Below are 20,808 nucleotides of genomic sequence, written 5' to 3' on the forward strand. Positions count from 1 at the left end.
TTTGTGCATGCAGGTGAGCCGGTATTTTTGAGCCTGTAAAATGGTGATCAAATCGGTGCGACACACGCAGCCACGGTGACGAGGCCCTCAGGATGCCCACATGGGCACTCCAAGCCATGAACACCACCACCGCCGCATCCCCCATCACCAAACCCATGCTCGCCGACAAATGCGAGCGTCTCCATGCCCTCAGCTTCCCGCTGCTGGCCACTCCCAAGCTCGATGGCATTCGTTGCCTCAAGCTCAACGGCCGCGCCCTGACCCGCAGCTTCAAGCCGGTGTCCAACCGCTTCATTCGCGAGTGGATCGAAACCAACCTGCCCGATGGGCTGGATGGCGAGTTGATCGTCAAAGGCACCACGTTCAATGAAACCGCCGGGCATGTGGGCCGCGAGAGCGGTGAACCCGACTTCACCTTCGCCGTCTTCGACTATGTGAGTGATGGCATCGACGTGCCTTATGCCTGCCGCATGCAGGAACTGGCGCGGCTGCCTGATTACGCGCACGTCGATAAAGTGCTGCCCGAGGAGATGCATTCGCTGGATGACCTCATGGCCTATGAGGAGCGCTGCGTGGCCGAGGGCTACGAAGGCGTCATGATCCGCACACCCAGCTCCCCCTACAAGTGTGGCCGGTCCACGGAGCGCGAGGGCTACCTGCTCAAGATCAAACGCTTCGAGGACGCGGAGGCGGTGGTGCTCGACACCTACGAGGGCATGAGCAATCACAACGCTGCCGAGAAGGACGCGTTTGGCCGCACCAAGCGCAGCATGGCGCAGTCCGGCATGATCGGGCGCGGTGAACTCGGCGGCTTTGTGGTTAAGCTGGTGGAGACGGGCATCGAGTTCCGACTGGGCTACAACCATGTCGTCGGTGGTGTGGACCGCATCACGCTGTGGCAGCAGCGCTCCTCTTTGTTGGGCCGCATGGTCAAGTTCAAGCACCAACCCAGCGGCGCGAAGGAAGCGCCGCGTTTCCCGAAGTTCATCGGGTTCCGCGAGCAATGGGACCTCTCATAAGCGGATCGCAAAATGGTGCTCAAAACGGTACGACACACGCGGCCACGGTGACGAGGCCAAGGGGTGCCCTGCATGGGGCCAGTCATCCGCATCCATCCATCCTCATGAAAACTGCCGATCCTAAAGCCGCCCTCATCCAGTGGGGCATCGAACTCGAAACGCGCCTGCCTGTCACCAGCCAAGTGGCGGTGGGCAGTTACCACGCCGGGCATCCCGTCACCACCGGTCGCACCACGGCCGGTGCCCGCAGCAACGCGCCTGCCTTCAACGCTGACATGTGGAAGGCCGAGCGCGATGGCTCCATTCGCTGCGACGCCGGGCAGATCCCCTGTGAGTTTGTGTCACCCATCCTCCACGGTGAGCAAGGCGTGGAGCATCTGATCGGATTCGTTGAATGGCTCAATGCCATCGGTGCCACGGTGGACCGCTCCTGCGGCTGCCACATCACCGTGGGCATTGAATCCATCATCGGCACGTCCGACACCAAAGCGGTGAGCGAGTTCATCCGCAAACTCGCCCACATTGCCCGCTGGCACGCGCGCAGCCTCTACGGCCAGACCGGGACGGACCGTCACCTGAACCACTACAGCCACCCGCTCTATGAGCAGACCGCCGAGCATATGCGCAAAATGGTCACCTGCGAGCAGGAGCGGGTCAAAGCCGAGTGCGCCGAGCAATGCGGGCGCGGCATGGTGAACTTTAGAAAGGCGTTCAAGCGTGACCGCGATGGCCGGTTCGTCGGTGTGGTGGAGTTCCGCGTCTTTGCCGGCACGGTGAACATCGAGAAGATACTGCATCACCTTGCCAGCGTGCTTGGCCTGTGTCGCCGCGCCTGCGAGGTCCAATGCCTTGGCGGGTTCGGCAAGAACAAGATTCAAGCCAAGCGCACCGCCACGGCCGCCGACGGCCTGCGGTTCCTGTGGGACTACCTTGGGTGGACCGGCAGCGCGCGGCCCGTCGCCCTTGGCCTCTTTGGCAAGCTGCACGCCGAGTTCCATCACTACCGCAAGCACGCGCAGCGGCTCTGCCAGCAGTTCGATGAGCGCTACCCCGATGCCAACCTTTAAGCCTTTGCCCGTGCTATACGCAGTCTGCGGATAGACGGGCCAAACGAAGAACAACGAACCTGAACCCAACTGAAACTGATATGTGTGTGATCCTTGTTTGTCCTGAGAACGTGCGCCCCAAAGCCGAGGTGCTGTATGCCTGCCATGATGCCAACCCGCACGGTGCGGGCGTGGCATGGCGGGAAAGTGGCCGGGTGCGCTGGGAGAAGAACCTGAGCACCGGTGAACTCGTCACCCTGCTCAAGAAGATGGCGGGCGAAGTGGTCATCCACTTCCGCTGGGCCAGCGTGGGTGGAGTCGATGCGCGGCTGTGCCACCCGTTTCCCGTCACCCCGAAATCCTGCACCAGCCTCACTGGCATGGCCGAGACGGTGCTGTTCCACAACGGCACCTGGAGCGGTTATGAAGATGCGCTCAAGCGGCTGGCGCAGCACCGCAAGGAACCCATTCCCGCTGCGCCGATGAGCGACACGCGTGCGGCGGCGCTGGTGGTCCACACCACCGGGCCGGAGTCGCTGCACAAGCTGCCGGGGCGCTGGGTGTGGATGAACCACGCGGAGACGCGGTTGTTTGGCCCATGGGAGGCGTGGGGTGGCATGCAGGTGAGCAACACGTTCTTCGTGCCACGTCTGCGGTCTGCTCAAGCACGCCGCACGGCTACGCAGTCTGCGGATCACCGACCGCGCCACCAGTCCTGCCTCTTTGCCGTCTGAATCTCAACTCAACCCATAACCCAACACTGATATGCGCCTGTTCAAACTCATTGCCAGCAAGTCCGGAAACGTGGTCTTCGATGACCGTATCGAGGCACCGTCGCCCAGGGAGGCCCGCGAGCAGATGAAAGCCCTGCTTGGCCTTCAATCATTAACTGGGGTGGTCTATGCGATCACCGAAATCCCCGTCGAGCTGATCCAGAGCATCGTCGATGCGCGGCTCGCCGAAGCCCTCCAACGCCTGCACAGCGGCCAGCCGCCGGTCAGCGTCGAGCAGATGATCCGCCCGCTGGCGAGTGCGGCGGTGCGCGAGCAACTCGCCAGCCTGCGCGAATCCCGCATCGCGCCGGATGATCCGCCACCATCGTCGCAACGCTTTGATGCGTTTGCGCCTGCCGTAGATCAAATCATTGGCACGCCCACGGCACCGAAGGCACAGCGCAAGCGCACCAGCGTGACCACCAACGGCACGCTGGTGGATTGGAAGGCGGTGAAGCGGCTGTATCGCCGCACCGGTTCGATCAAGCAGTCAGCGGCGCAGTTTAAGCTGTCGATCAACTCCGTGAAGGCGCGCATTCGCCGGGAGGGCTGGAGCCATGAGTGAGCGCCTCTCCATCACCAAGTATGGCTCGCGGTATTGGGCCGTGTGGCTCGACGGCGAGCTGCTGGCAGTGACGCTCTACAAGAAGGGCGCACGGGCCATCACGGCCGCGATTACGACGCTCTCCACGCCTCACGGAAAGGAGGTCCATCATGGCATCCAAGCCGCGTGAACGTGCGCTCAAACCAGCGCCACTTGCACCATCACCAATGAACTGGCGGCCACACACGGCGGAGGATTTGATCGGCCAGGCCCGGCGGGTGGCGCTGGCGCAGGCGGGCAAAGCCAAGCGGCTTGCCAGTGATCCAAGCGCCACCATGAAGCTGCTGCTCTACGGCCCGCCGGGAGTGGGCAAGACCAGCGTGGTGGAGTTGGTGGCCTTGCAGTTGGCCGGCACGCCGCTCTCCATCGAGGACTACAACGGACGCGAGGTGACGGTGGACCTCGTGCGTGAGTGGATGAAGCAGCTTCCTTATGGCAGCCTGTTCAGTTCATGGTCGGTCAAGATCGTCAATGAATTGGATCGGTGTTCCCGTGAAGCGCAGGACCTGCTGCTCACCTACCTCGACCGATTGCCTCCGGGACGAGCGTTCCTCGGCACGAGCAATCTCCAGCTCGATCTGCTCACCGAGCGGTTCCAGACGCGGTTCCAAGCCATCAAGTTGCTGCCGCCCACCACGGAGGAGCTGGCAGCGTTCCTGAGCACGCACTGGGCGGTGCCTGCATTCACGGCCTCACAAATCGCCGTGGGCAGCGGCGGCTGCGTGCGAGCTGCACTCGCCGATCTCGAATCCTACCTCGACCACACACCCTGAACCCGAACCAACGAACGGCCATGCAACACATCCAACAAATGATTGATCAACACGGCGGCTTTGAAGCCGTCCGCACTCGCTACCTCCGCCTCGAGAACCCGCCGTTCATGCGGTTGGTGATCGAGGTCATCGGTGGCCCGTATCCAAACGGCGCGTATGAGGTCAGCGTCGCGCATTACGCCGAACAAAACGGTGACGCGATGCGCGATCCTGAAATTACGTTCCTCGTGGTTCCTGCTGCGGAGGGCAAGACGTGGACGCCGCTCACCTTCGAGAACAGCTACCTCGCCTGCTATCAGGTGGTGGCAAGCGTGAACAGCGCAGGACTCATCGAGCCGCGAGAACCCGCGCTCATGCGTGATTTGCTCCACTTCGCCACCCAGTGGGACCGCAACCTCTTGCAGCAGGGATTCATGGCCGTGTTTGAGCGCCAATATGGTGCTGCAAACGGTGCGACAACAGCAGTCACGGTGACGAGGCCAAGGGGAGATCGGCTCAACGCCGATTCATGAATCTGAACCCATCCCTCCACCCATGAGCAAGAAAGACATGATCGAACAACTGCGCCAGCGGCTCGCCAGCAACGACCGCTGGGCCTTGCGAGCGCTAATGCGCATCTACCAGAACCAGACGGCTGATGAGCAATGCCGTGAAACCACCATTGAGCGCAATGGCATCGGGTTCACCGGACCCGATGCTGAGATAATGACCAGCTTCGCCCGTCAGTATCAGCGGCGCGGATGCCTCAGCCCCAAGCAGATGATCATCCTGCGCCGACGCATGCCGGCCTATGCGCGGCAGATCGTGGAATGCACCGAACCCACCCGCCTTGAACACGCCTTTTGCGGCACCTGCTATACGCACACTGCGGATAGCCGGTCTGCCGCATGAACCCACACCCCACCACCACCATGCCTAGAACCAAAGCCAAGCCTGAACCTGTCGCCGCCATCCTCACTGAGGCCGCGCCCGTTCCTCCCACCACGCCCGCACCCGCTGTCCTGCGCAAGGTCAGCCTCGCGGGCTTCGCCGTGCAAACGCCGGCCAGCAAGAGCACGAAATCCTATCCACTGCTGCCTGATCCCGAGGGTCAGGTGGCTGAGCTGGTCACAGCCATTCTCGATCACTCCGCGCAGGCCGAAGCGCTTGAGGGGGCGCTCGAACTGGAAAAATCCGAACTCATCGCCATCGCCAAGCCGTTCTACTTTGCGCATCACGCTGGTCAGCACGTTCTTGCTTCTTCCATTGAGGCACGAACGGCTGATGGCCGCGTAGTGCGCGTGGGGTTCTCCAATTCGTATCGCGGGGTGAGTGATTAAGCCGCACTGCTTCGACTGGCGGGCGAACACTCCGAGCGGTTCTTCAAGCAGAGTTTCGAGATCAAGATCAAAGGCGATGCCATCCCCGAAGCTGCCGTGGAGCCGTTGCTGGCCGAGTTGCAGGCGCTCTTTGCCCGCCACGGTGCCACAGCGGCCTTGGTCGCCAAAGCCGTGATCAAGCCGACCAAGGAGTTCCATACCGCACGCCATACGCTGTTCAATGCCGCCGAGAATCAGCAACTCGACAAGGTGGTGCCGGTGAGCGCGAGCGTGAAGACCAAGCTCGGGAGGGGCGGTGAGGATGAATGATGCTCTCACGCTCACGATCTTTGATGGTGAACGTTGCCAAACGGCGCGGGCGGCCTTGGAAGAAGCCGCCCGCAGCATCGAACGCAAACGGTGCAGGCAACTTGAATCCACAGCACCTCCCGCGCTGCTCACTTACCCAGCACGTCCGATTCAGGGCGGGCGGCTGGAGCTGGCCCCACCGAAGCGCGGTCTGTGGTTCGCCGAGCCGAAGTTCAACGGCTGGCGGACGCTGGTCCACACGCCCAGCGGCGCGCTGTGGAACCGGCATGGTGGCAAGCTGACCATCGCAGCATGCTTTCGTGACGCAGTGGAACAGTTGCGTGATCTCGCCGATGACGGCCTCATCTGGGCCGACTGCGAAGCACTGGAACGCCGGCATCACATCGCACGCGGCACGCTGATCTTGCTCGATGCGATCCCGCAGGATGCGCAGTTCACGCCGAGCTATGCCGAGCGCCGGGCGTTCTTGGAATCGCTGCGCATTCCGCTTGAGATTTTTTCGAGCGGTCTCCATGCAGGCGATGAACCGCCTCTCCTGCTCACCACCAGCCGCATGATGTGCGCTCAAGACGAGGTTATCGCGTTCTACCAGAGCCTCCGGCAGAGCAATCGCCAATTGGGAGCCGAGTTCTTCGAGGGCGTGGTCATGAAGCGCGCCGACGCGGCCTACCCCGTGCAGTTGCGCAGCCCGCTGGAGGAATGCCGCGCTATGATGAAGCACCGATTCATCACCTGAGCGGTGATGGAAAATGGTGCGCCAATCGGCGCGACAACGGCACCCACGGTGACGAGGCAGGAGGGGCCGCCCGCACGTTGCGGACGGCTCAATCAACCCAAACCAACGCACCACCATGCCCACTACGTCCGCCCCTGAAATTGAACTGCCGCCCGACGCGGCCACTGCCGCCGATCATCGCAACCCGCGTCGTCGCAGGCGTGAAACCGAAGAACCAACACCAGAGGTGGGCATACTCGTCCAGCCCGAGCCACGCCATCACCTCGACAAGCTGATCCTGCATCCCGAGGTGAAGCGCGACATCCACGCGGGCTTGCGAGCGCTGGAGATCCGCGCTGACCAGGAACGCATTTGGAACCTGAGTGCCATCCAGCCGCAGCAAGGCCGCTGCATCCTCAACTTTTACGGCCCGCCCGGCACTGGCAAAACTCGCGCCGCTCTTGGCATTGCGCTGCGCTTGAGCAAGCCGCTCTATCAGATCGATTACAGCGCGGTGATTTCCAAATACCTCGGCGACACCGCCAAGCACATCGCGCTGGCGTTCAAGCAGGCTCGTGAACAAGACGCCGTGCTGTTCTTCGACGAGGCCGACAGCCTGCTCTCCAAGCGCGTCGCCACCGGCGAATCCTGCTCAACCTCCATCAACCAAAACCGCAACTGCCTGATGCAGGAATTGGATCGCTTCGATGGCGTGGTGATCGTGACCACGAACCTGTTCGAGAACTACGACCCCGCCCTGCTGCGCCGCATCCAGCGCCACATCAAATTTCGCCTTCCAGACGCCTCCATGCGCCGGGAGTTGTTCGCCCTCCATCTTCCCAACCCCGATCGAGTGAAGGCTGATTACGCAACTCTCGCGGCCCTTTCACGCGGCCTCAGCGGCGGGGACATCCTGAATGTGTGCTTGAACGCGATTCATGCGGGCAGCGTGGACGCAGACCCGGCGAAGTGGCGGGTGACTCAAGAGCTGTTGGAGCAGGAAATCAGGAAGGTGAAGCAAGCGAAATCGGAGCACACGGGGCAGACAGGGAAGAAGCGGAGGAGGATTGGATTCAGTTCGTGAGGTCAACTTGCCCAGTCTCCAATGCCTTTAGCCGGTGCTGTCGTGATGACTCGGGGTATTGGCCGGCATCATGTGCGAGCTTTGGCCGTCCTTCGCGAGCGCATTCGAGGATGTTGCCAGCAAGAGCATCATCCAGCGCAGAGCGGATCATGTCGCGGATCGAAGTCCACCACCACCGGCCCCACGATCTCGAATGATTTCACGCGCCAGAGCGGAAACAAAGGCCGCTCGATGGATTCCAAATGGCAACTTAACCAGCTCACTGCACCAGATGCTTTGGAAAATCCACCACCCGAGCACAGGCGAGCTGCTCCATGACCTGCTGCAACTGCCGCTTCAGCATGGTCATGGTGTGATCGCCGCCGCGTGCTCCGAGGGCGCCCACGCCATACATGAAGGAGCGGCCCATGAAGGCGAATTTTGCTCCGCTGGCGAGCGCACAAGCCACATCGGGACCACTGCGAATGCCGCTATCCATCATGAGCGTGGTGCGTGTGCCGAACTCCTTCGCGAGCGCGGCCAACGGCTTGATGGTGGACTGCCCGGCATCGAGTTGGCGACCACCGTGATTGGACACGATGATGCCATCCGCACCGAGTTGGATCGCCTTCTCGGCATCATCGGCATTGACGATGCCTTTGATCACGAGCTTTCCTTTCCAGCGCTCGCGAATGGCTTCAATTTTTGCCGCATTGAGTCGCCCCGAGAAGGTCTTGTTCATGAAGAGACCGAGATGCTTCATGTTTAGCCCCTTGGGGATGTAGGGCTTCATCGTTTGAAACTCCGGCGCTCCTGCTGCGAGTTGACTGAATGACCAAGTCGGTCTCATCATCATTTGCACCACATTGCGCACTGACATCTTGGGCGGGATGGATAGACCATTGCGAATCTCTTTGGGTCGATAGGCAAAGGTGGGCGTGTCGGCGAGGATGACGAGCACGGGGAAGCCCGCCGCGGCCACACGATCCAGCAACTTGTCACGCAGGTCGCTCTCGACGGGGTGGTAGAGCTGAAACCACGCGTTCCCTTCCGTGAGTTCTGCCACGGTCTCGATGCTCGCCGTGCCGACGGTGCTGAGAATGAAGGGCAGGTTGTGCTGATGAGCTGCCTTGGCCAAAATCTCCGTGGCACGCGGCCAAATCAGCCCCTGGAGCCCAATGGGAGCGACGCCGAAGGGTGCGTCGTAGGTCATTCCGAAGAGTTCGGTCTTCATCGTCGCGCCCGCGAAATCATTGAGATACCATGGCCTGAGCTGGATCTCGCGAATCTCATCCGTGTTCCTTTGCAGGTTCACATTCGAGAAGCAGCCGCCTTCGAGATACTCGAAGGCGAAGCGTGGCATCCGCTGCCGAGCACGCTCACGCAGGTGCTCGATGGATGGGTATTGGGAATGAAAAGCATCGGCCATCAGCGACTCTCCTCGGGCATGTTGAAGTCAAACACAACCACGCGCTCCAAGTTCGGCACCACGATGCCTTTGACCTCCTCGTGCAATGGATGCGGCAGATACTCATCACGCGCTTGCGGGCTGGCGAAGGTCATGATGAAGCCGTGAGTGTGGCCTTCATTCATCCCCTCAGCGGAGTCATAGGGACCGTAGTTGAAATCGAGCAAACCAGGAATCCGCCCGACCATCCCTGCCATGGCGGAGAAACAGTTGGCGATCTGTGATTCAGTGACCTGTGCTTTGAAGGTGAAGCAGCCGTAGTGTTTGACTTGTGGCATCGTGGTGGTGGGTGAGGTGGTAGCGGGTCCCGGAATCTCGAGATTGAGATGGAACCGCCAAAAGTAGTGCAAGCTACGAAGCCAGCAGACTGAAGGCCATGGCGCAAATCCACATTCGGATGTCTGCGCTCAAAGCCCGCCTCTGAGTCAGTTCCAAGCGAACGCCGAGACTACGCTCTCCGCCTCGGCAGCATCAGCCCGGACACACCGAGCATCAGCAGCAGCGCGCGGCTGGGATCGGGGATCGAGATGATGCTGAAGATGCCGCTGGTTCTGTCGAAACTTCCAGCCAGTGATGGTCCAAGCGAAAGCGAGCTGTAATCCAAGGCGAAGTCCGTCGTGATGCTGCCCAGCGTTGCCCAATCAAAGAGCTTCCACTGATTGGTGCTAGCAAAGCCGCTAAGGCTGTTCGGATTGCTGAGGACGAGCGTGCCGCCGAGCGAATTATCGAGCGGGCCGAAGCGCCTGATGCGATCCACCGAGTTCGCTATGCCGGTGTTGTCGCCGACGTTGCTGAACAAATCGTAGGAATTGGCGGGGCCGCTGCCAGTGATGTTGATCGCTCCATTGGCAGCGCGCGTGTTCACTTCTGGATTTGAACCGGCTCGCTAGCAAAGGTGCCGATGTCTTCAATGGTATTCTCTTCATAGGAAATGGCATCGCATTCCCTCATCCACACGACGGCGCTCTTCGCGATTCGGTAACTCTCGCCGGTGGCAGGTGGAGCGTCGTGCTGCGGGGAGACAAAGCGGTTATGGTGGACGATGACGCCTGTTGCAGAGGAGACGACAAGATGTGGACCCGATCCGCCTTCGACGATGTTTCCTTCGATGCGGACGTTCTTGAAGACGGGCTTCGCGCGCAATTCGGAGCTGCTGGCGGTCGCGGTGAGCGAGATGATCCCGGCTTGGCTGCCCCACGGTGCCGGGCAAAACCAACCGCCGTGGCGGATCGTGTTGTTGCGGATGATGAGATCCTCGATGCCTGCTGCGCCGCCGCCGGGAAGTTCAGGACAAACGACCAGCGCGTGCGGCGTGTCGAGCACGTTGTCCTCCATCAAGCCGCCTGCCTTGAGCAGCACGCGGCCTGGGCTGTGGATGCGGTTGTTCCGAAAGATGAAACCGTTGCCCATGCGATCCGGTGAATAGACACTGTCGCCGGGCTTCAACTCTGACGCGCGATCCAAGGTGACGACGATGCACTGCGGACTCACTTTCCACAGGGACCACGTTTCGGCTTTGCTGAGCTTATCCAGGATGTCTGCGGCCAGCGCCGCTTCATCGCGTGGGACCACCTTTCGCGAGGTAATGCGGTATTCCGGCCCAACTAGGCTCGTCCGCAAGCGGTCGCCGTCCTGCACGCCATGGGTGGACTCATCACGGCTCGCGAGAACCATCGTGCCGCCCTCATTTTTTAACACGACAAAATCAGACGACTGCACGCTCCATGAATCATCGCCCGCATCCGTGATCTCGCAGTTCTCGACCAGCGGTCCCTTGCGGATGGTCTTGCTTTGAAACGCATCCCACGAGGAACTGAGCAGCCGCGCTTCCGTCGCGCCGACTGGCTTCGGGCCAGGCAAGATTTTGCACCCGATGAACGAAGAGCCGCCTTCGCCATCCACTTCGACAATCCCCATGCCGGGAGCGCTGTGCACCGTGATGTTGCGGAAGGCGATTCGTTCACATTGCTCGATCGCCATGGCGTGACACGCGCCCGTTTCCTGTCCGGTGCTCAGTGACGCGAGATCACCGGGACGCGCGAACTTCGCGATGCCGTCACGGTGAATGCGGACCACATCGTCGCTGATCATCTCCGCCGTGGTTCCCCACAGGAATGGCATGCCCTTTTTGCGAAAGCGGGTCGAGGCATCAATGACATCAATGCGCGCATACGGCCTGCGGGGATAGCCAGCATGAATCTTCACATCAATGTGGCTGCCGTCGTCCGCTCCCGCGATGACTTCGCCTTGAGTGAATGGCAGAGGATCGTAATCCACCGTCAGCCCTTGCAGAGTCACCCCGGAGCATCCGTGTAGGCTGACCGCACGCATGAGCTTCGTGCCAATGATCGACACGCCATCGGCGATGATTTCGACGTTACTCAGTCCGGTTAACTTCCAAAGCTCGCCGCCCGATAACGGAGCAAGACGATAGACACCTGGCGCGATCACAATCCGCTTTCCCCCGCGCTGGATGGCCTCACTCACGAGCGGGCGAAAATCCTCCGCTGCTTCGATTGGTTGGAGAGTGGTGAAGAAAAGGAGACAAAGCAGTTGGCGAATCATGGTCGAAATTATTTCTCAAAAAGGGCTGGGGCTTGGGTGGACAGCGGGCGCTGGGTGGAGAGTATTCTCGGGCTTCAGCCCGTCTGCGCATCGCAGGCCGATGGGCTTGCTCAGAAAGCGGGCGCGGGTGTTTGGAAGTTTAGGCAGACTAAAGTGCGGGATTACTCTGCTGGGTGGAGAGTATTCCCGGGTTTTAGCCCGTCTGAGCTGATTTGGGTCATGGGCTTTGAAGAAGGTTCAGCGTGGCTCGGAGCTGTGGGGTCTAGCGGAGGTTTGGCGGGCTAAAGCCCGGGAATACTCTCCGCCGACGCAGCATCAACCCGGACGCACCGAGCATGAGTAGCAGCGCGCGGCTTGGTTCGGGCACGACGACGATGTTGCCGGAGGTGCTGAAGCGGCTGAAGTCCCATCCCAGACCAGTGGCGGAGAGGTCTGGAAGGTCGAGGTCGGTGCCTTCGTCGCCATTGCCAGTGAGGTAGCCACTGTTGAAGGTGAAGCCGGTGAAGTTGGCGGTCACCAGGTTGCTCCAATCCAGCAGATTGAAGACCTGACCCATCGCCGGAGTGAAGCTGCTGCCGATGACTTGCAGGCTGCCCGTGATGGTGAGGAAGTTCAGGTTGTAGCCGGTGCCACTGGTGGGGTTGCTAAACACCAGGCGATCATGACTGCCGACACCGGAGATGGCATCGACCCAGGCGTTGTAACCTGCGGTGCCGAGGGTGTTGCCTCCAAAGGTGGCGTCCGTGGCGGTGGCACCTGTGATGCCCAGGATGATGCTGCCCTGGAGGCTGCTGGTGCTGCCGGAGGCCGTGGCTGGGGTAAAGGTGAGGGTGCCGTGACTGCTGTTCGCCACGCCGTCTCCAGGGCGGAGGGTGCTGCCATTTTGCAGGTCAAAGGTATTGCCACGCACGGTGCCGCTGCCAAGGACCGTGCTGCCAGTGCTCACCGTGACAGCTCCGGTTCCCGTCTGACCGATCCCGCTGGTGCCGACTTGGAGACGGCCACTCGTCACCATGGTTGTGCCGGTGTAGGTGTTGCTGGCACTACCAAGAATGGTGCTGCCGGTGCTGGTGTTGGCGATCTCAACATTGCCCGCCCCAGTGATGGCCTGGCCCAGCGTGATGCTGTCGCTCCGGTTGGTTTTCAGCGTTGCTCCGGTGGCCACACTGATGCTCGTGCTGTTGATGATGCTACCGGTGGTGCCGCCATTGCCGAGTTGGAGCGTGCCTGCGCTGATCGTGGTGGTGCCAGTGTAGGTGTGTGTGCCGGAGAGGGTCAGTGCGTTCGTGCTGCTGCTGCCAAGGGTGAGGTTGCCAGCCCCGGCGATGACGCCTGCATAGGTGCCAGCAGTGGTCTGGTTCACCGTGAAGTTGCGACCGGTTTGGGTGTTGATCGTGGCAGTGTTGGTGCCACTGGTCGGTGTCGCAACGGTGCCGCTCAGACTACCGACCGTGGTGTCCACGGCGGTGGCGAGGTTTAGGATGGCATTGGTTCCAGCGGCGGTGCTGTTGGTGTTGTTGACTGCGAGGGTGCCAGTGGTGGCACCGAGCGTGCCGCCTGTGCCGATGCTAAGCGTGCCTTGGTTCAGGATAGTGCCGCCGGTGTAGCTGTTCGCACCGGTCAGGGTCAGAGTGCCTGCGCCCGACTTCGTCAGGCCGCCGGAACCATCCGCAACCAACGCTGCCGCGACGGTGATGCTGTTGCCGTTGGTGTCGAAGGTGGCTCCTCCATTTTGGACTTTGACGGTGAGTCCGGTGGCCGCTTGCAGGAATGTCGTGCTATCAGCACCCGCTTTGATCGTGCCGCCATCGAGATTGATGGTCATGGTTCCTCCCTCGCCGGCTTGGATTTGTTTGACGTTCAAAACGCCAGCCGTGCCCACGGTCAGGGTGGCATTGCCCGTGTTGGCGACTGCATTGCCATTACCACCATTCATGAACAGCACTCCGTTGTTGGTGCCGACGTCACCGCCCCCCACTGTGACGGTGCCATTCGCGATGGACAGCGCTGACGTAGCGTTCGTGCCTGCGTCGGAGTTAAAGACGCCACCCACCTTCAGCACGGTGCCGACGTTGACGTTTCCGCCATCGACCACCAGGGAGCCATTGGAAGCGTTGCTGTTGGAACCAATGTTCATCCAGCCGTTGCCACCCGTGGCATTCGTGAAGTTTACGCTGCCACCGTTGACGGTCAGCGTCGCAGCGCCGCCGCCGACGCCCACGTAGTTCTGACCGCCACCGCTATCTCCACCGAAAGTCATAGAGCCCGTGCTAGCGGCACTGATTGTCAGCGAAGCTGTTCCTCCGTTTGCCAGCAGCAGTCTTTGATTGCTCTGAAACGCGCCGCCCGTGCCCAGCGTCAGCGAGCCGGTGTATTTGTTGTTACCTGCAACGTCCCCGTTGTTCGTGATGAAGGTGCCATTTCTCAGCGTGGCACCGTCGGCCATGGAAAAGGTCCCCGTGGTGGTCTGGCTGAAGCCGCCCAGATCCAGCGTGCCCGCCGCTCCGATCACGACATGGGTTGTGCCACCAAGGCTGTCATTGGAGCCGCCATTGATGACCAGCGTCCCGCCGTTTACCGTCGTCGCCCCCGTGTAGGTGGTGGCACCGGTCACGGTGAGTGTGCCTGCTCCCACCTTGGTCAGCGCACCGAGCGTGCCGCTGATCGAGCCCGCCAATGTCGTGTCGGTTCCGTCTCCACCGGCGATGAGTTGCTTGCCGCCAAGCAGGATGAAGGAACCCGCGACGGAAGCGATGGAGCCCACCGTGTCGCTGGCGGGAGTGATGCCCGACATGTCATAGGTCGCACCCGCGCCTGTGACCTTGACGGCTGAGCTGTCCGAGATCAGCCCCCCAGCCCCCACCGCCAAAGTTCCACCACTGACGGTCGTCGCCCCCGTGTAGGTGTTCACGGCTGTAAATGTGAGGGTGCCACTGCCGGACTTGGTGAGGGTGCCGCCCGAACTCGTCAGCGCTGTGCCGAGGGTCACGTTCTGGCCGTTGGTATCCATGTTGTAAGCCTGGCTCGCAGCGGTGCTGAAACGCGCGGAGTAGTCGGTGGTGTTGCTCGCGCTGAATTGCAGCGTGCCGCCACCGAGGGTGATGGTGCCCGAGCTGCCAATCGCGCCGGAGCTGCCGAGGGCCAGCGTGCCGGCGTTGAGGGTGGTGCCGCCGGTGTAAATATTGGCTCCAGAGATGGACATGGTCCCGGCGCCCGTCTTGGCCAGGCCGCTGGTCCCGTTCGCACTGTCGCGCAGCACTGCGGCAATGGTCAGATCGGCATCGGCATTTCCCGTCGCGTCCGCGACGGCGAAGGTCACGGTGTCGCCGCCGTTTTGTCCCAGAGAGATGAGGCCGTTGGCCGCACCAGTCGTCGTGATCTGCGAGGCACTCGAGCCGCCGACCGTGACGGATCGGAGTTGATACGCCCCGAAGCCCGAGCTGTTAGCGCCGCCGTTCACCTGCAGTTCCCCACCATTCAGTGTCAGGGATGGCAGCGTCGTGTAGGTGCCGTTGTTCTTCACCACTCCGCCCGCGTTGATGACGATAGCCACCGGCGTGGTGGTGCCGGCCTGGCCGAAGGTGTCGTGCACATTGAATTGCAGCGTGCCGCCGGAGTTCACCGCGATCGTGCGGGCGACGTTCGCCGCACCCAGCGTGCTGGTCGTGCCGCCCCCGCTAGCCGTGGCGAGGATCGTGCCGCCATTGATCGTGAGGTCGCCAGTGAAGCTGCTGTTGTTATTCGACAGGGTAAGCGTGCCGCTGCCGGACTTGGTGAGGGTGCCGCCCGAACTCGTCAGTGCTGTGGCGAGGGTCACGTTCTGGCCGTTGGTATCCATGTTGTATGCCTGGCTCGCGGCGGTGCTGAAACGTGCGGAGTAATCGGTAGTGTTGCTCGCGCTGAATTGCAGCGTGCCGCCGCCGAGGCTGATCGTGCCCGAGCTGCCAATCGCGCCGGAGCTGCCGAGGGCCAGCGTGCCGGCGTTGAGGGTCGTGCCGCCGCTGTAAGTGTTCGCACCGGTGAGTTCTAGCGTGCCCGCGCCCGATTTCGTCAAGCTACCGGCACCGCCGTTTTTGTTTTGCAGTGTGGCGTTGATGACCAGATCCGAACTGGCGTTGGCGGTGACGTCGGCGACGTTGAACTCGAGAGTTGAGTTCCCATTTCCGCCAATGTTGATCTGGTTGTTGGCATTGATCGCCGTCGTGGCGTTGATCGTTGAGACTTGGCTGCCCCCCACAGTCACCGTGCCGGCGAGTTGAAACGCGGGGTAGCTACCATTCGCCCCACCGTTGGCCAGCAGCGTGCCGCCATTGAGATTCAAATTCCAGATGGTGGTGAACCAGCCGTTGGAAGCCAGCGTGCCGCCATTGAGATTGATGATGGCGGAAGTGGTTGTGCCGTCGTTTCCGAAAGTGTCGTGGTTCGCGAAGTTCACCTGCCCGCTGCTGATCGTGGCAGAGTTCGCATTGCTCGCCCCGGTCGGGCCTGCTACCAGCCCCGGATTCCAGTGCAGCGAGTTCCAGAGATTGGTTGTTCCGTCCCAGGTATAGTCCACTGCGGATGCCGTCGTGGCTCCTGCCAACAAGAGAATGCTGAGGACAACGCGGCAGCGATGATGAGAGGTTGCTTTCATACTCATCATTCTTTGCGCGACCCACACATCGCCTCAAGCCGACCTCCAGCACCACTTCGCAACGATTCTCAACCTAGCCTGCGTGCATTGGAATAAGTCAGCCTTTCACGCGGAACTGGGAGGGCGTCATCCCCATGCAGCGGACAAAGGCGCGTCCGAAAACCGTGGCACTGTGATAGCCGACACGATGCGCAACCCACTCCAAGGTCTCGTCGCCCGATTCCAGGAACTCCTGGGCGGCCTGCATGCGCATGTAGGTGACCTGCTCCATCGGCCCTCGCCACAGCGCTGACGAGTTCGGGCGGTGCCCTCGCCAAGTCCGGCACCGGCACGCTGACGCTCACCAACGCAAACACCTACACCGGCACCACCACCATCACCGGCGGCACCCTGGCCTTCGCCGGGGCCGGCACTCTCACCGTTATTGCCGACGACCATCTGCGAGTTCGCACCACTGCCGCTGATCGTGGAGGCGGATGTTTCCACATGCTGGTGTTCGAGAGCTTCAGTGTCTCGCCATCATTCGACAGCGTGCCGGTGTAAGGCCCCTTCACGCCCGTGATGCCTGTCGCCGCTCGCCCACTCGCCAAGCCGATGCCGTGAAGGTGGCGAACACGCCGCGTGCTCGGCAAGTCGCGGGCACCGGGCGCTGGCTGCGGCCCAATGCGACGACTTTTGGCGCGGCGAACACCTTTGCCATTCCAAGCAGCATCGTCATCAACGAGATCTTCCACACCGCCTTCGATAACTCCCTGGAGCAATGGCTTGAGCTAACCAATCGCAGCAGCACCGCCGTGAGCATCGCTGGCTGGAAACTCAGTGGCGGCATCAGCTACACTTTTCCTGTCGGCACCACGATTGGCGCGGGGCAGTATCTCGTGGTTGCAGCGGATCAGGCCACGCTGCTCGCGAAGTATCCGGGCCGACCCATCATCGGCAACTTCACCGGCGGCCTCGGCGACACCGATAGCATCACGCTCGAAGACCTCTTGGGCAATCCAGCCGATGAAGTGGAGTATTTCAGCGATGGCCGCTGGACCGATTTTTCGGATCGCGGTGGAGCCAGCATCGAGCTGCGTGATGTGGATGCCGACAACGCTCAAGCCGAAGCCTGGGCTGCCAGCAGCACTGCGCAGCTCGGCGCATGGCAGACCATCACTTACAGCGGCGTGGCCACCGATGACGGCATCGGCAATGATGCCTTCCGCGATTTCATGCTCGGCATGTTGGAGAGCGGCGAAGTGCTTATCGACGACGTGAGCGTGCGCGAGAATCCATCGGGAGCGAACACGGAGTTCATCCAAAACGGCAGCTTCCAAGCCGACACGCTTGGCACCGTGCCGCAGAAGTGGCGCTGCATCGGCAATCATGGTCACGGCCGCAGTGTGGTCGTCACCGACCCCGATAACGCCTCCAACCAATGCCTGCGTGTGGTGGCCACGGGCAACACGGAAGACAAGAGCAACCGCATCGAGACAACCTTCCTCACCGGCCGCCAAGTGACCGTCGGCAACACCTATCAAATCGGGTTCAAGGCCCGCTGGTTGGTCGGCTCGAATCAAGTCAACACGCGCCTCTACTTCAACTACCTCCAGCGCACCACGCTGCTCAATGTCGGCAATCAATGGGGCACGCCAGGGCTGGTGAACTCCGTGAGCACTGCCAACATCGGCCCCACCGTCGCTGCTGTATCGCACTCGCCCATCGTGCCTGCTTCCAGTAATAGCGTGACCGTGAGCGCCCGTATCGCCGACCCGGATGGCCTTGCCAGTGCATCCCTTTTTTATCGTGTCGGCAGTGGTTCATGGACAAGCCTCGCGATGACTTTAGGCGCAGATGCTCGCCATAGCGCCACCATCCCGGTGCAGGCTGTGGGGGCGCTGGTGCAGTTCTATGTGCGCGGCACGGATAGCCTCGGCGCAGTGGCGGATTTCCCCGCAGGTGGCGCAGCGGGCGGTGCCTTCTATCGCGTCTCAAATCTCGACGCTGACCTCAGCGGACTGCGTGGCAATCTGCGCGTGCTCATTTCACCCGAGAACGAAACGACGCTGTTCACCAACACCAATCGAATGAGCAACGACACCATGCCTGCCACGGTGATCGAGGACGAACGCATCGTTTATTACGGCTGCCGTATGAAGCTAAAGGCCAGTGCCTTCGGGCGCTACACGGCTACCGAGTTTGGTTACAGCCTCGACTTTCCATCCGAGCAAACCTTCCGTGGCGTCCACACCAGCGTGAGCGTTGAACGCGCCGGAAACATGAAGGAGATCGTCGCCAAGCATATTCTCAATCGCGCTGGCGGCGGCTACTGGAGCCAGTTCGATGACGTGGCACGCATCAACGGACCCGGTGTCGCGAGCATCGCCCTTGTCGCAGCGAGCCGCACTTCGAGTGTGTTTGTAAAAAGCCTCTTCCCCGATGAATCGACCGGCACCGTCTTCAATCACGAGCTGCTCTATCAACCCAACGGCACCACCGATGGCAATGAGGAGAGCTTGAAGCTGAACAACCCCTACAACCACGATCGCGGCAATTACGACTTGATGGATCGTGGCGCAGATAAAGAGGCCTATCGGTGGGGCTGGCAGATACGCAGCAAACGCCGCGATGACAACTACACGAGCATCGTGCGACTGAACCGCGCCTTTGCCCTCAGCGGCACCGCCTTTACCAATGAGATCGACGCCACTATCGACGTGGATCAATGGATGCGCACCTGGGCGCTGATGGGACTCTACGGCAACGACGACCAATATGGCCGCTTCTACCCGCACAACTGGCGGCTTTACCAGCGCCCCACCGACGGACGCCTCATCGCACTGCCCTGGGATCTCGACCGCGCCTTCCAACTCCCCACCAACGACTCGCTTTTCCCCAATGCTCCGAACGCATTCGGCGACTATCAAAACATCCGCAACCTGTTCACCGTGCCAGCCTACAAGCGAGCCTTCGACAGCCATGTGCTCGACCTCGTGAACACCACGCTCAACTCGACTTACCTCAATCCATGGATCACCCACCTCACCACGGTCACAGGCGAGACGACCGAGTTCGCTGGCATATCCGCCTATGTCGGTGCTCGCAGCGGCTATGCGCTCACGACCCTGCCCGCGAGCGTGCCCTTTGCCATCACTACGAATGGCGGCGCGGATTTCACCACGGTGGCTAACTCTGTCACCATCGAAGGCAGCGGCTGGAGCGATGTCTTCACCATCACCCGCATCGGCCAGCCCACCTCGCTAGCCATCACCTGGACCGGCCCCACAACCTGGCGCGTCACCCTGCCACTAATCTCCGGTGCCAACGTCATCTCGCTCGCCGCAGCCGACCAGCACGGCACAGCCGCAGGCAGCGACAGCATCACTATCACCAGCAGCACTGCCAACGTCGCTGCCAGTGCGGCCAACATGGTCATCAGCGAGATCCACTATCATCCCGCCGATCCAAGCATCGCCGAGTTCAACGCAGGCTATGGCGATGCCGATGATTTCCAATTCATCGAGCTGCACAACATCAGCGCCGTCGCGGTGGAACTCGCAGGCAGTGCCTTCACTCAGGGCCTCACATTCAACTTCACCACCAGCACCGTCATTCCCGCCAGTGGCACACTCGTCCTCGCTCGCAACGCCGCTGGCTTCCAGATGCGCTACGGCGCTGCTCCCAGCGGCACCTTCATCGGACGCCTCAGCCACTCGAACGAAACCATCACCCTGCTCAGTGCCGCCAATGCGCCCATCCAAACCTTCCGCTATCAAGACGGCAACGCCAACGCCTGGCCCGCAAGCGCCGACGGCTTCGGCTACACGCTGCAACTCATCCGCCCAAAAACGAACCCCAATCCAACGCTCCCCGCCAACTGGACCAGCAGCGCCACCATCGGCGGCAGTCCCGGCACCGTCGAGAACCTCACCTTCATCGCTTGGCTCGCCACCTTCCCCACGCTCACCCTGGCTGGCGCACTCGATGACCAAGATCACGACGGCCTCAGCAACGCCATGGAATACGCCCTGCGCACGAACCCTCTCATCGCCAACACCGATGCCACCACCGTCGCCGTGCAACCCATCACAGTGCTCGGCGTGACCACCTATGATTTCACCTTCACCTTCCGCCGCCACATCGGAGCCGTGAGCACGACCTGGACACCTCAGTTCTCACCGGACCTCAGCGCATGGCAAGCAGGTGATCTCACGCTCCAAGGCAGCGTGAACAACGGCGATGGCACCGAGACGGTGTATTACCGAACGACCGCTCCAGTAAGTGCCAGTCGAGGCTTTGGGCGCTTGAGTGCTGCTCTGGATCCTTGAGCATCCCGGACTGCGGCAGCCTGCTGCCGCTCGTCAAAGCCAGCCCTGCTGGCGTTCAGGCCGGTGGACATCCTTCATAGCCCACAGGGTTCGCTCACGCGGTAGCGCCATAGCTTTGCGGACCGAGGAGACGTGCCCGGCAGCAAGGCTGCCTATCCCGAGCGGCAGGAGCTGCCAGCCGCACTCCGGGTTTCGCACCACCGAGGCGCAG

The 20,808-nt window shown here is 61.5% G+C and carries 20 protein-coding genes; 14 read left to right on the forward strand and 6 right to left on the reverse strand.

What is annotated here, in order from left to right:
- The first annotated feature begins 116 nt into the window (after nt 1-116).
- The 12 genes from ACKVY0_RS09020 to ACKVY0_RS09075 all read left to right on the forward strand — a co-directional run bounded on the left by ACKVY0_RS09020 (nt 117) and on the right by ACKVY0_RS09075 (nt 7,642).
- Nucleotides 117-1,019: an ATP-dependent DNA ligase gene (locus ACKVY0_RS09020; protein WP_409214478.1), complete on the forward strand. Its 903-nt coding sequence runs from the start codon at nt 117-119 to the stop codon at nt 1,017-1,019.
- A 104-nt stretch (nt 1,020-1,123) separates the two neighbouring features.
- Nucleotides 1,124-2,086 (forward strand): amidoligase family protein, encoded by a 963-nt coding sequence (locus ACKVY0_RS09025; protein ID WP_409214479.1) that lies wholly within the window; start codon nt 1,124-1,126, stop codon nt 2,084-2,086.
- Between the two features lie 80 nt (nt 2,087-2,166).
- On the forward strand, nt 2,167-2,799 hold the full coding sequence (locus ACKVY0_RS09030; RefSeq protein WP_409214480.1) for a hypothetical protein: 633 nt from the start codon (nt 2,167-2,169) through the stop codon (nt 2,797-2,799).
- A 31-nt stretch (nt 2,800-2,830) separates the two neighbouring features.
- Entirely contained in the window at nt 2,831-3,403 is a 573-nt protein-coding gene (locus tag ACKVY0_RS09035) for a hypothetical protein (RefSeq protein WP_409214481.1), read from the forward strand.
- On the forward strand, nt 3,396-3,572 hold the full coding sequence (locus tag ACKVY0_RS09040) for a hypothetical protein (protein WP_409214482.1): 177 nt from the start codon (nt 3,396-3,398) through the stop codon (nt 3,570-3,572). Before ACKVY0_RS09035 ends, ACKVY0_RS09040 begins: the two co-directional genes overlap by 8 nt.
- Before the next feature lie 37 nt (nt 3,573-3,609).
- A complete protein-coding gene (locus tag ACKVY0_RS09045; RefSeq protein ID WP_409214483.1) occupies nt 3,610-4,215 on the forward strand; it encodes an ATP-binding protein in 606 nt (201 codons plus the stop codon).
- A gap of 20 nt (nt 4,216-4,235) precedes the next feature.
- Nucleotides 4,236-4,727 carry a DUF6908 domain-containing protein gene (locus ACKVY0_RS09050; RefSeq protein WP_409214484.1) on the forward strand — a complete coding sequence of 164 codons (492 nt, stop codon included), beginning with the start codon at nt 4,236-4,238 and terminating at the stop codon, nt 4,725-4,727.
- Between the two features lie 22 nt (nt 4,728-4,749).
- Nucleotides 4,750-5,106, forward strand: coding sequence for a hypothetical protein (locus ACKVY0_RS09055; RefSeq protein ID WP_409214485.1), 357 nt, complete (start codon nt 4,750-4,752; stop codon nt 5,104-5,106).
- 20 nt (nt 5,107-5,126) lie between these two features.
- Complete coding sequence (locus ACKVY0_RS09060) at nt 5,127-5,534, forward strand: hypothetical protein (protein WP_409214486.1); 408 nt, start codon at nt 5,127-5,129, stop codon at nt 5,532-5,534.
- Nucleotides 5,535-5,630: 96 nt separating this feature from the next.
- Nucleotides 5,631-5,843: a hypothetical protein gene (locus tag ACKVY0_RS09065; protein ID WP_409214487.1), complete on the forward strand. Its 213-nt coding sequence runs from the start codon at nt 5,631-5,633 to the stop codon at nt 5,841-5,843.
- Entirely contained in the window at nt 5,836-6,579 is a 744-nt protein-coding gene (locus ACKVY0_RS09070) for a hypothetical protein (RefSeq protein ID WP_409214488.1), read from the forward strand. Before ACKVY0_RS09065 ends, ACKVY0_RS09070 begins: the two co-directional genes overlap by 8 nt.
- A gap of 115 nt (nt 6,580-6,694) precedes the next feature.
- Nucleotides 6,695-7,642, forward strand: coding sequence for an ATP-binding protein (locus tag ACKVY0_RS09075; protein ID WP_409214489.1), 948 nt, complete (start codon nt 6,695-6,697; stop codon nt 7,640-7,642).
- Between the two features lie 259 nt (nt 7,643-7,901).
- On the opposite strand, the gene ACKVY0_RS09080 is transcribed toward ACKVY0_RS09075, so the two are convergent.
- The 6 genes from ACKVY0_RS09080 to ACKVY0_RS09105 form a co-directional block, all read right to left on the reverse strand.
- Nucleotides 7,902-9,050 carry an alpha-hydroxy-acid oxidizing protein gene (locus ACKVY0_RS09080; RefSeq protein ID WP_409214490.1) on the reverse strand — a complete coding sequence of 383 codons (1,149 nt, stop codon included), beginning with the start codon at nt 9,048-9,050 and terminating at the stop codon, nt 7,902-7,904.
- Nucleotides 9,050-9,367 carry a Dabb family protein gene (locus ACKVY0_RS09085; protein WP_409214491.1) on the reverse strand — a complete coding sequence of 106 codons (318 nt, stop codon included), beginning with the start codon at nt 9,365-9,367 and terminating at the stop codon, nt 9,050-9,052. Before ACKVY0_RS09085 ends, ACKVY0_RS09080 begins: the two co-directional genes overlap by 1 nt.
- A 170-nt stretch (nt 9,368-9,537) precedes the next feature.
- Entirely contained in the window at nt 9,538-9,954 is a 417-nt protein-coding gene (locus tag ACKVY0_RS09090; RefSeq protein WP_409214492.1) for a hypothetical protein, read from the reverse strand.
- Complete coding sequence (locus ACKVY0_RS09095; RefSeq protein WP_409214493.1) at nt 9,951-11,654, reverse strand: right-handed parallel beta-helix repeat-containing protein; 1,704 nt, start codon at nt 11,652-11,654, stop codon at nt 9,951-9,953. Before ACKVY0_RS09095 ends, ACKVY0_RS09090 begins: the two co-directional genes overlap by 4 nt.
- 262 nt (nt 11,655-11,916) lie before the next feature.
- Nucleotides 11,917-16,287 (reverse strand): autotransporter-associated beta strand repeat-containing protein, encoded by a 4,371-nt coding sequence (locus tag ACKVY0_RS09100; protein WP_409214494.1) that lies wholly within the window; start codon nt 16,285-16,287, stop codon nt 11,917-11,919.
- Nucleotides 16,288-16,384: 97 nt separating this feature from the next.
- Nucleotides 16,385-16,558, reverse strand: a complete 174-nt coding sequence (locus ACKVY0_RS09105; RefSeq protein ID WP_409214495.1) for a helix-turn-helix domain-containing protein — start codon at nt 16,556-16,558, stop codon at nt 16,385-16,387.
- Nucleotides 16,559-16,575: 17 nt separating this feature from the next.
- On the opposite strand from ACKVY0_RS09105, the gene ACKVY0_RS09110 reads away from it, so the two are divergent.
- Nucleotides 16,576-16,830: an autotransporter-associated beta strand repeat-containing protein gene (locus ACKVY0_RS09110; protein ID WP_409214504.1), complete on the forward strand. Its 255-nt coding sequence runs from the start codon at nt 16,576-16,578 to the stop codon at nt 16,828-16,830.
- A 56-nt stretch (nt 16,831-16,886) separates the two neighbouring features.
- A complete protein-coding gene (locus tag ACKVY0_RS09115) occupies nt 16,887-20,597 on the forward strand; it encodes a lamin tail domain-containing protein (protein ID WP_409214496.1) in 3,711 nt (1,236 codons plus the stop codon).
- The last annotated feature ends 211 nt before the right edge of the window (nt 20,598-20,808 follow it).

The sequence above is a fragment of the Prosthecobacter sp. genome, assembly GCF_046154365.1.
In the GTDB taxonomy this organism is placed as follows: Bacteria; Verrucomicrobiota; Verrucomicrobiia; order Verrucomicrobiales; family Verrucomicrobiaceae; genus Prosthecobacter.

Excerpts from the sequence above, each read along its gene's own strand:
- ACKVY0_RS09025 (WP_409214479.1), top strand. The coding sequence starts at position 1,124 with ATGAAAACTGCCGATCCTAAAGCCGCCCTCATCCAGTGGGGCATCGAA.
- ACKVY0_RS09070 (WP_409214488.1), top strand. The coding sequence starts at position 5,836 with ATGAATGATGCTCTCACGCTCACGATCTTTGATGGTGAACGTTGCCAA.
- ACKVY0_RS09035 (WP_409214481.1), top strand. The coding sequence starts at position 2,831 with ATGCGCCTGTTCAAACTCATTGCCAGCAAGTCCGGAAACGTGGTCTTC.
- ACKVY0_RS09075 (WP_409214489.1), top strand. The coding sequence starts at position 6,695 with ATGCCCACTACGTCCGCCCCTGAAATTGAACTGCCGCCCGACGCGGCC.
- ACKVY0_RS09050 (WP_409214484.1), top strand. The coding sequence starts at position 4,236 with ATGCAACACATCCAACAAATGATTGATCAACACGGCGGCTTTGAAGCC.
- ACKVY0_RS09030 (WP_409214480.1), top strand. The coding sequence starts at position 2,167 with ATGTGTGTGATCCTTGTTTGTCCTGAGAACGTGCGCCCCAAAGCCGAG.
- ACKVY0_RS09100 (WP_409214494.1), bottom strand. The coding sequence starts at position 16,287 with ATGAAAGCAACCTCTCATCATCGCTGCCGCGTTGTCCTCAGCATTCTC.
- ACKVY0_RS09020 (WP_409214478.1), top strand. The coding sequence starts at position 117 with ATGAACACCACCACCGCCGCATCCCCCATCACCAAACCCATGCTCGCC.
- ACKVY0_RS09105 (WP_409214495.1), bottom strand. The coding sequence starts at position 16,558 with ATGGAGCAGGTCACCTACATGCGCATGCAGGCCGCCCAGGAGTTCCTG.
- ACKVY0_RS09095 (WP_409214493.1), bottom strand. The coding sequence starts at position 11,654 with ATGATTCGCCAACTGCTTTGTCTCCTTTTCTTCACCACTCTCCAACCA.
- ACKVY0_RS09085 (WP_409214491.1), bottom strand. The coding sequence starts at position 9,367 with ATGCCACAAGTCAAACACTACGGCTGCTTCACCTTCAAAGCACAGGTC.
- ACKVY0_RS09080 (WP_409214490.1), bottom strand. The coding sequence starts at position 9,050 with ATGGCCGATGCTTTTCATTCCCAATACCCATCCATCGAGCACCTGCGT.
- ACKVY0_RS09045 (WP_409214483.1), top strand. The coding sequence starts at position 3,610 with ATGAACTGGCGGCCACACACGGCGGAGGATTTGATCGGCCAGGCCCGG.
- ACKVY0_RS09040 (WP_409214482.1), top strand. The coding sequence starts at position 3,396 with ATGAGTGAGCGCCTCTCCATCACCAAGTATGGCTCGCGGTATTGGGCC.
- ACKVY0_RS09060 (WP_409214486.1), top strand. The coding sequence starts at position 5,127 with ATGCCTAGAACCAAAGCCAAGCCTGAACCTGTCGCCGCCATCCTCACT.
- ACKVY0_RS09055 (WP_409214485.1), top strand. The coding sequence starts at position 4,750 with ATGAGCAAGAAAGACATGATCGAACAACTGCGCCAGCGGCTCGCCAGC.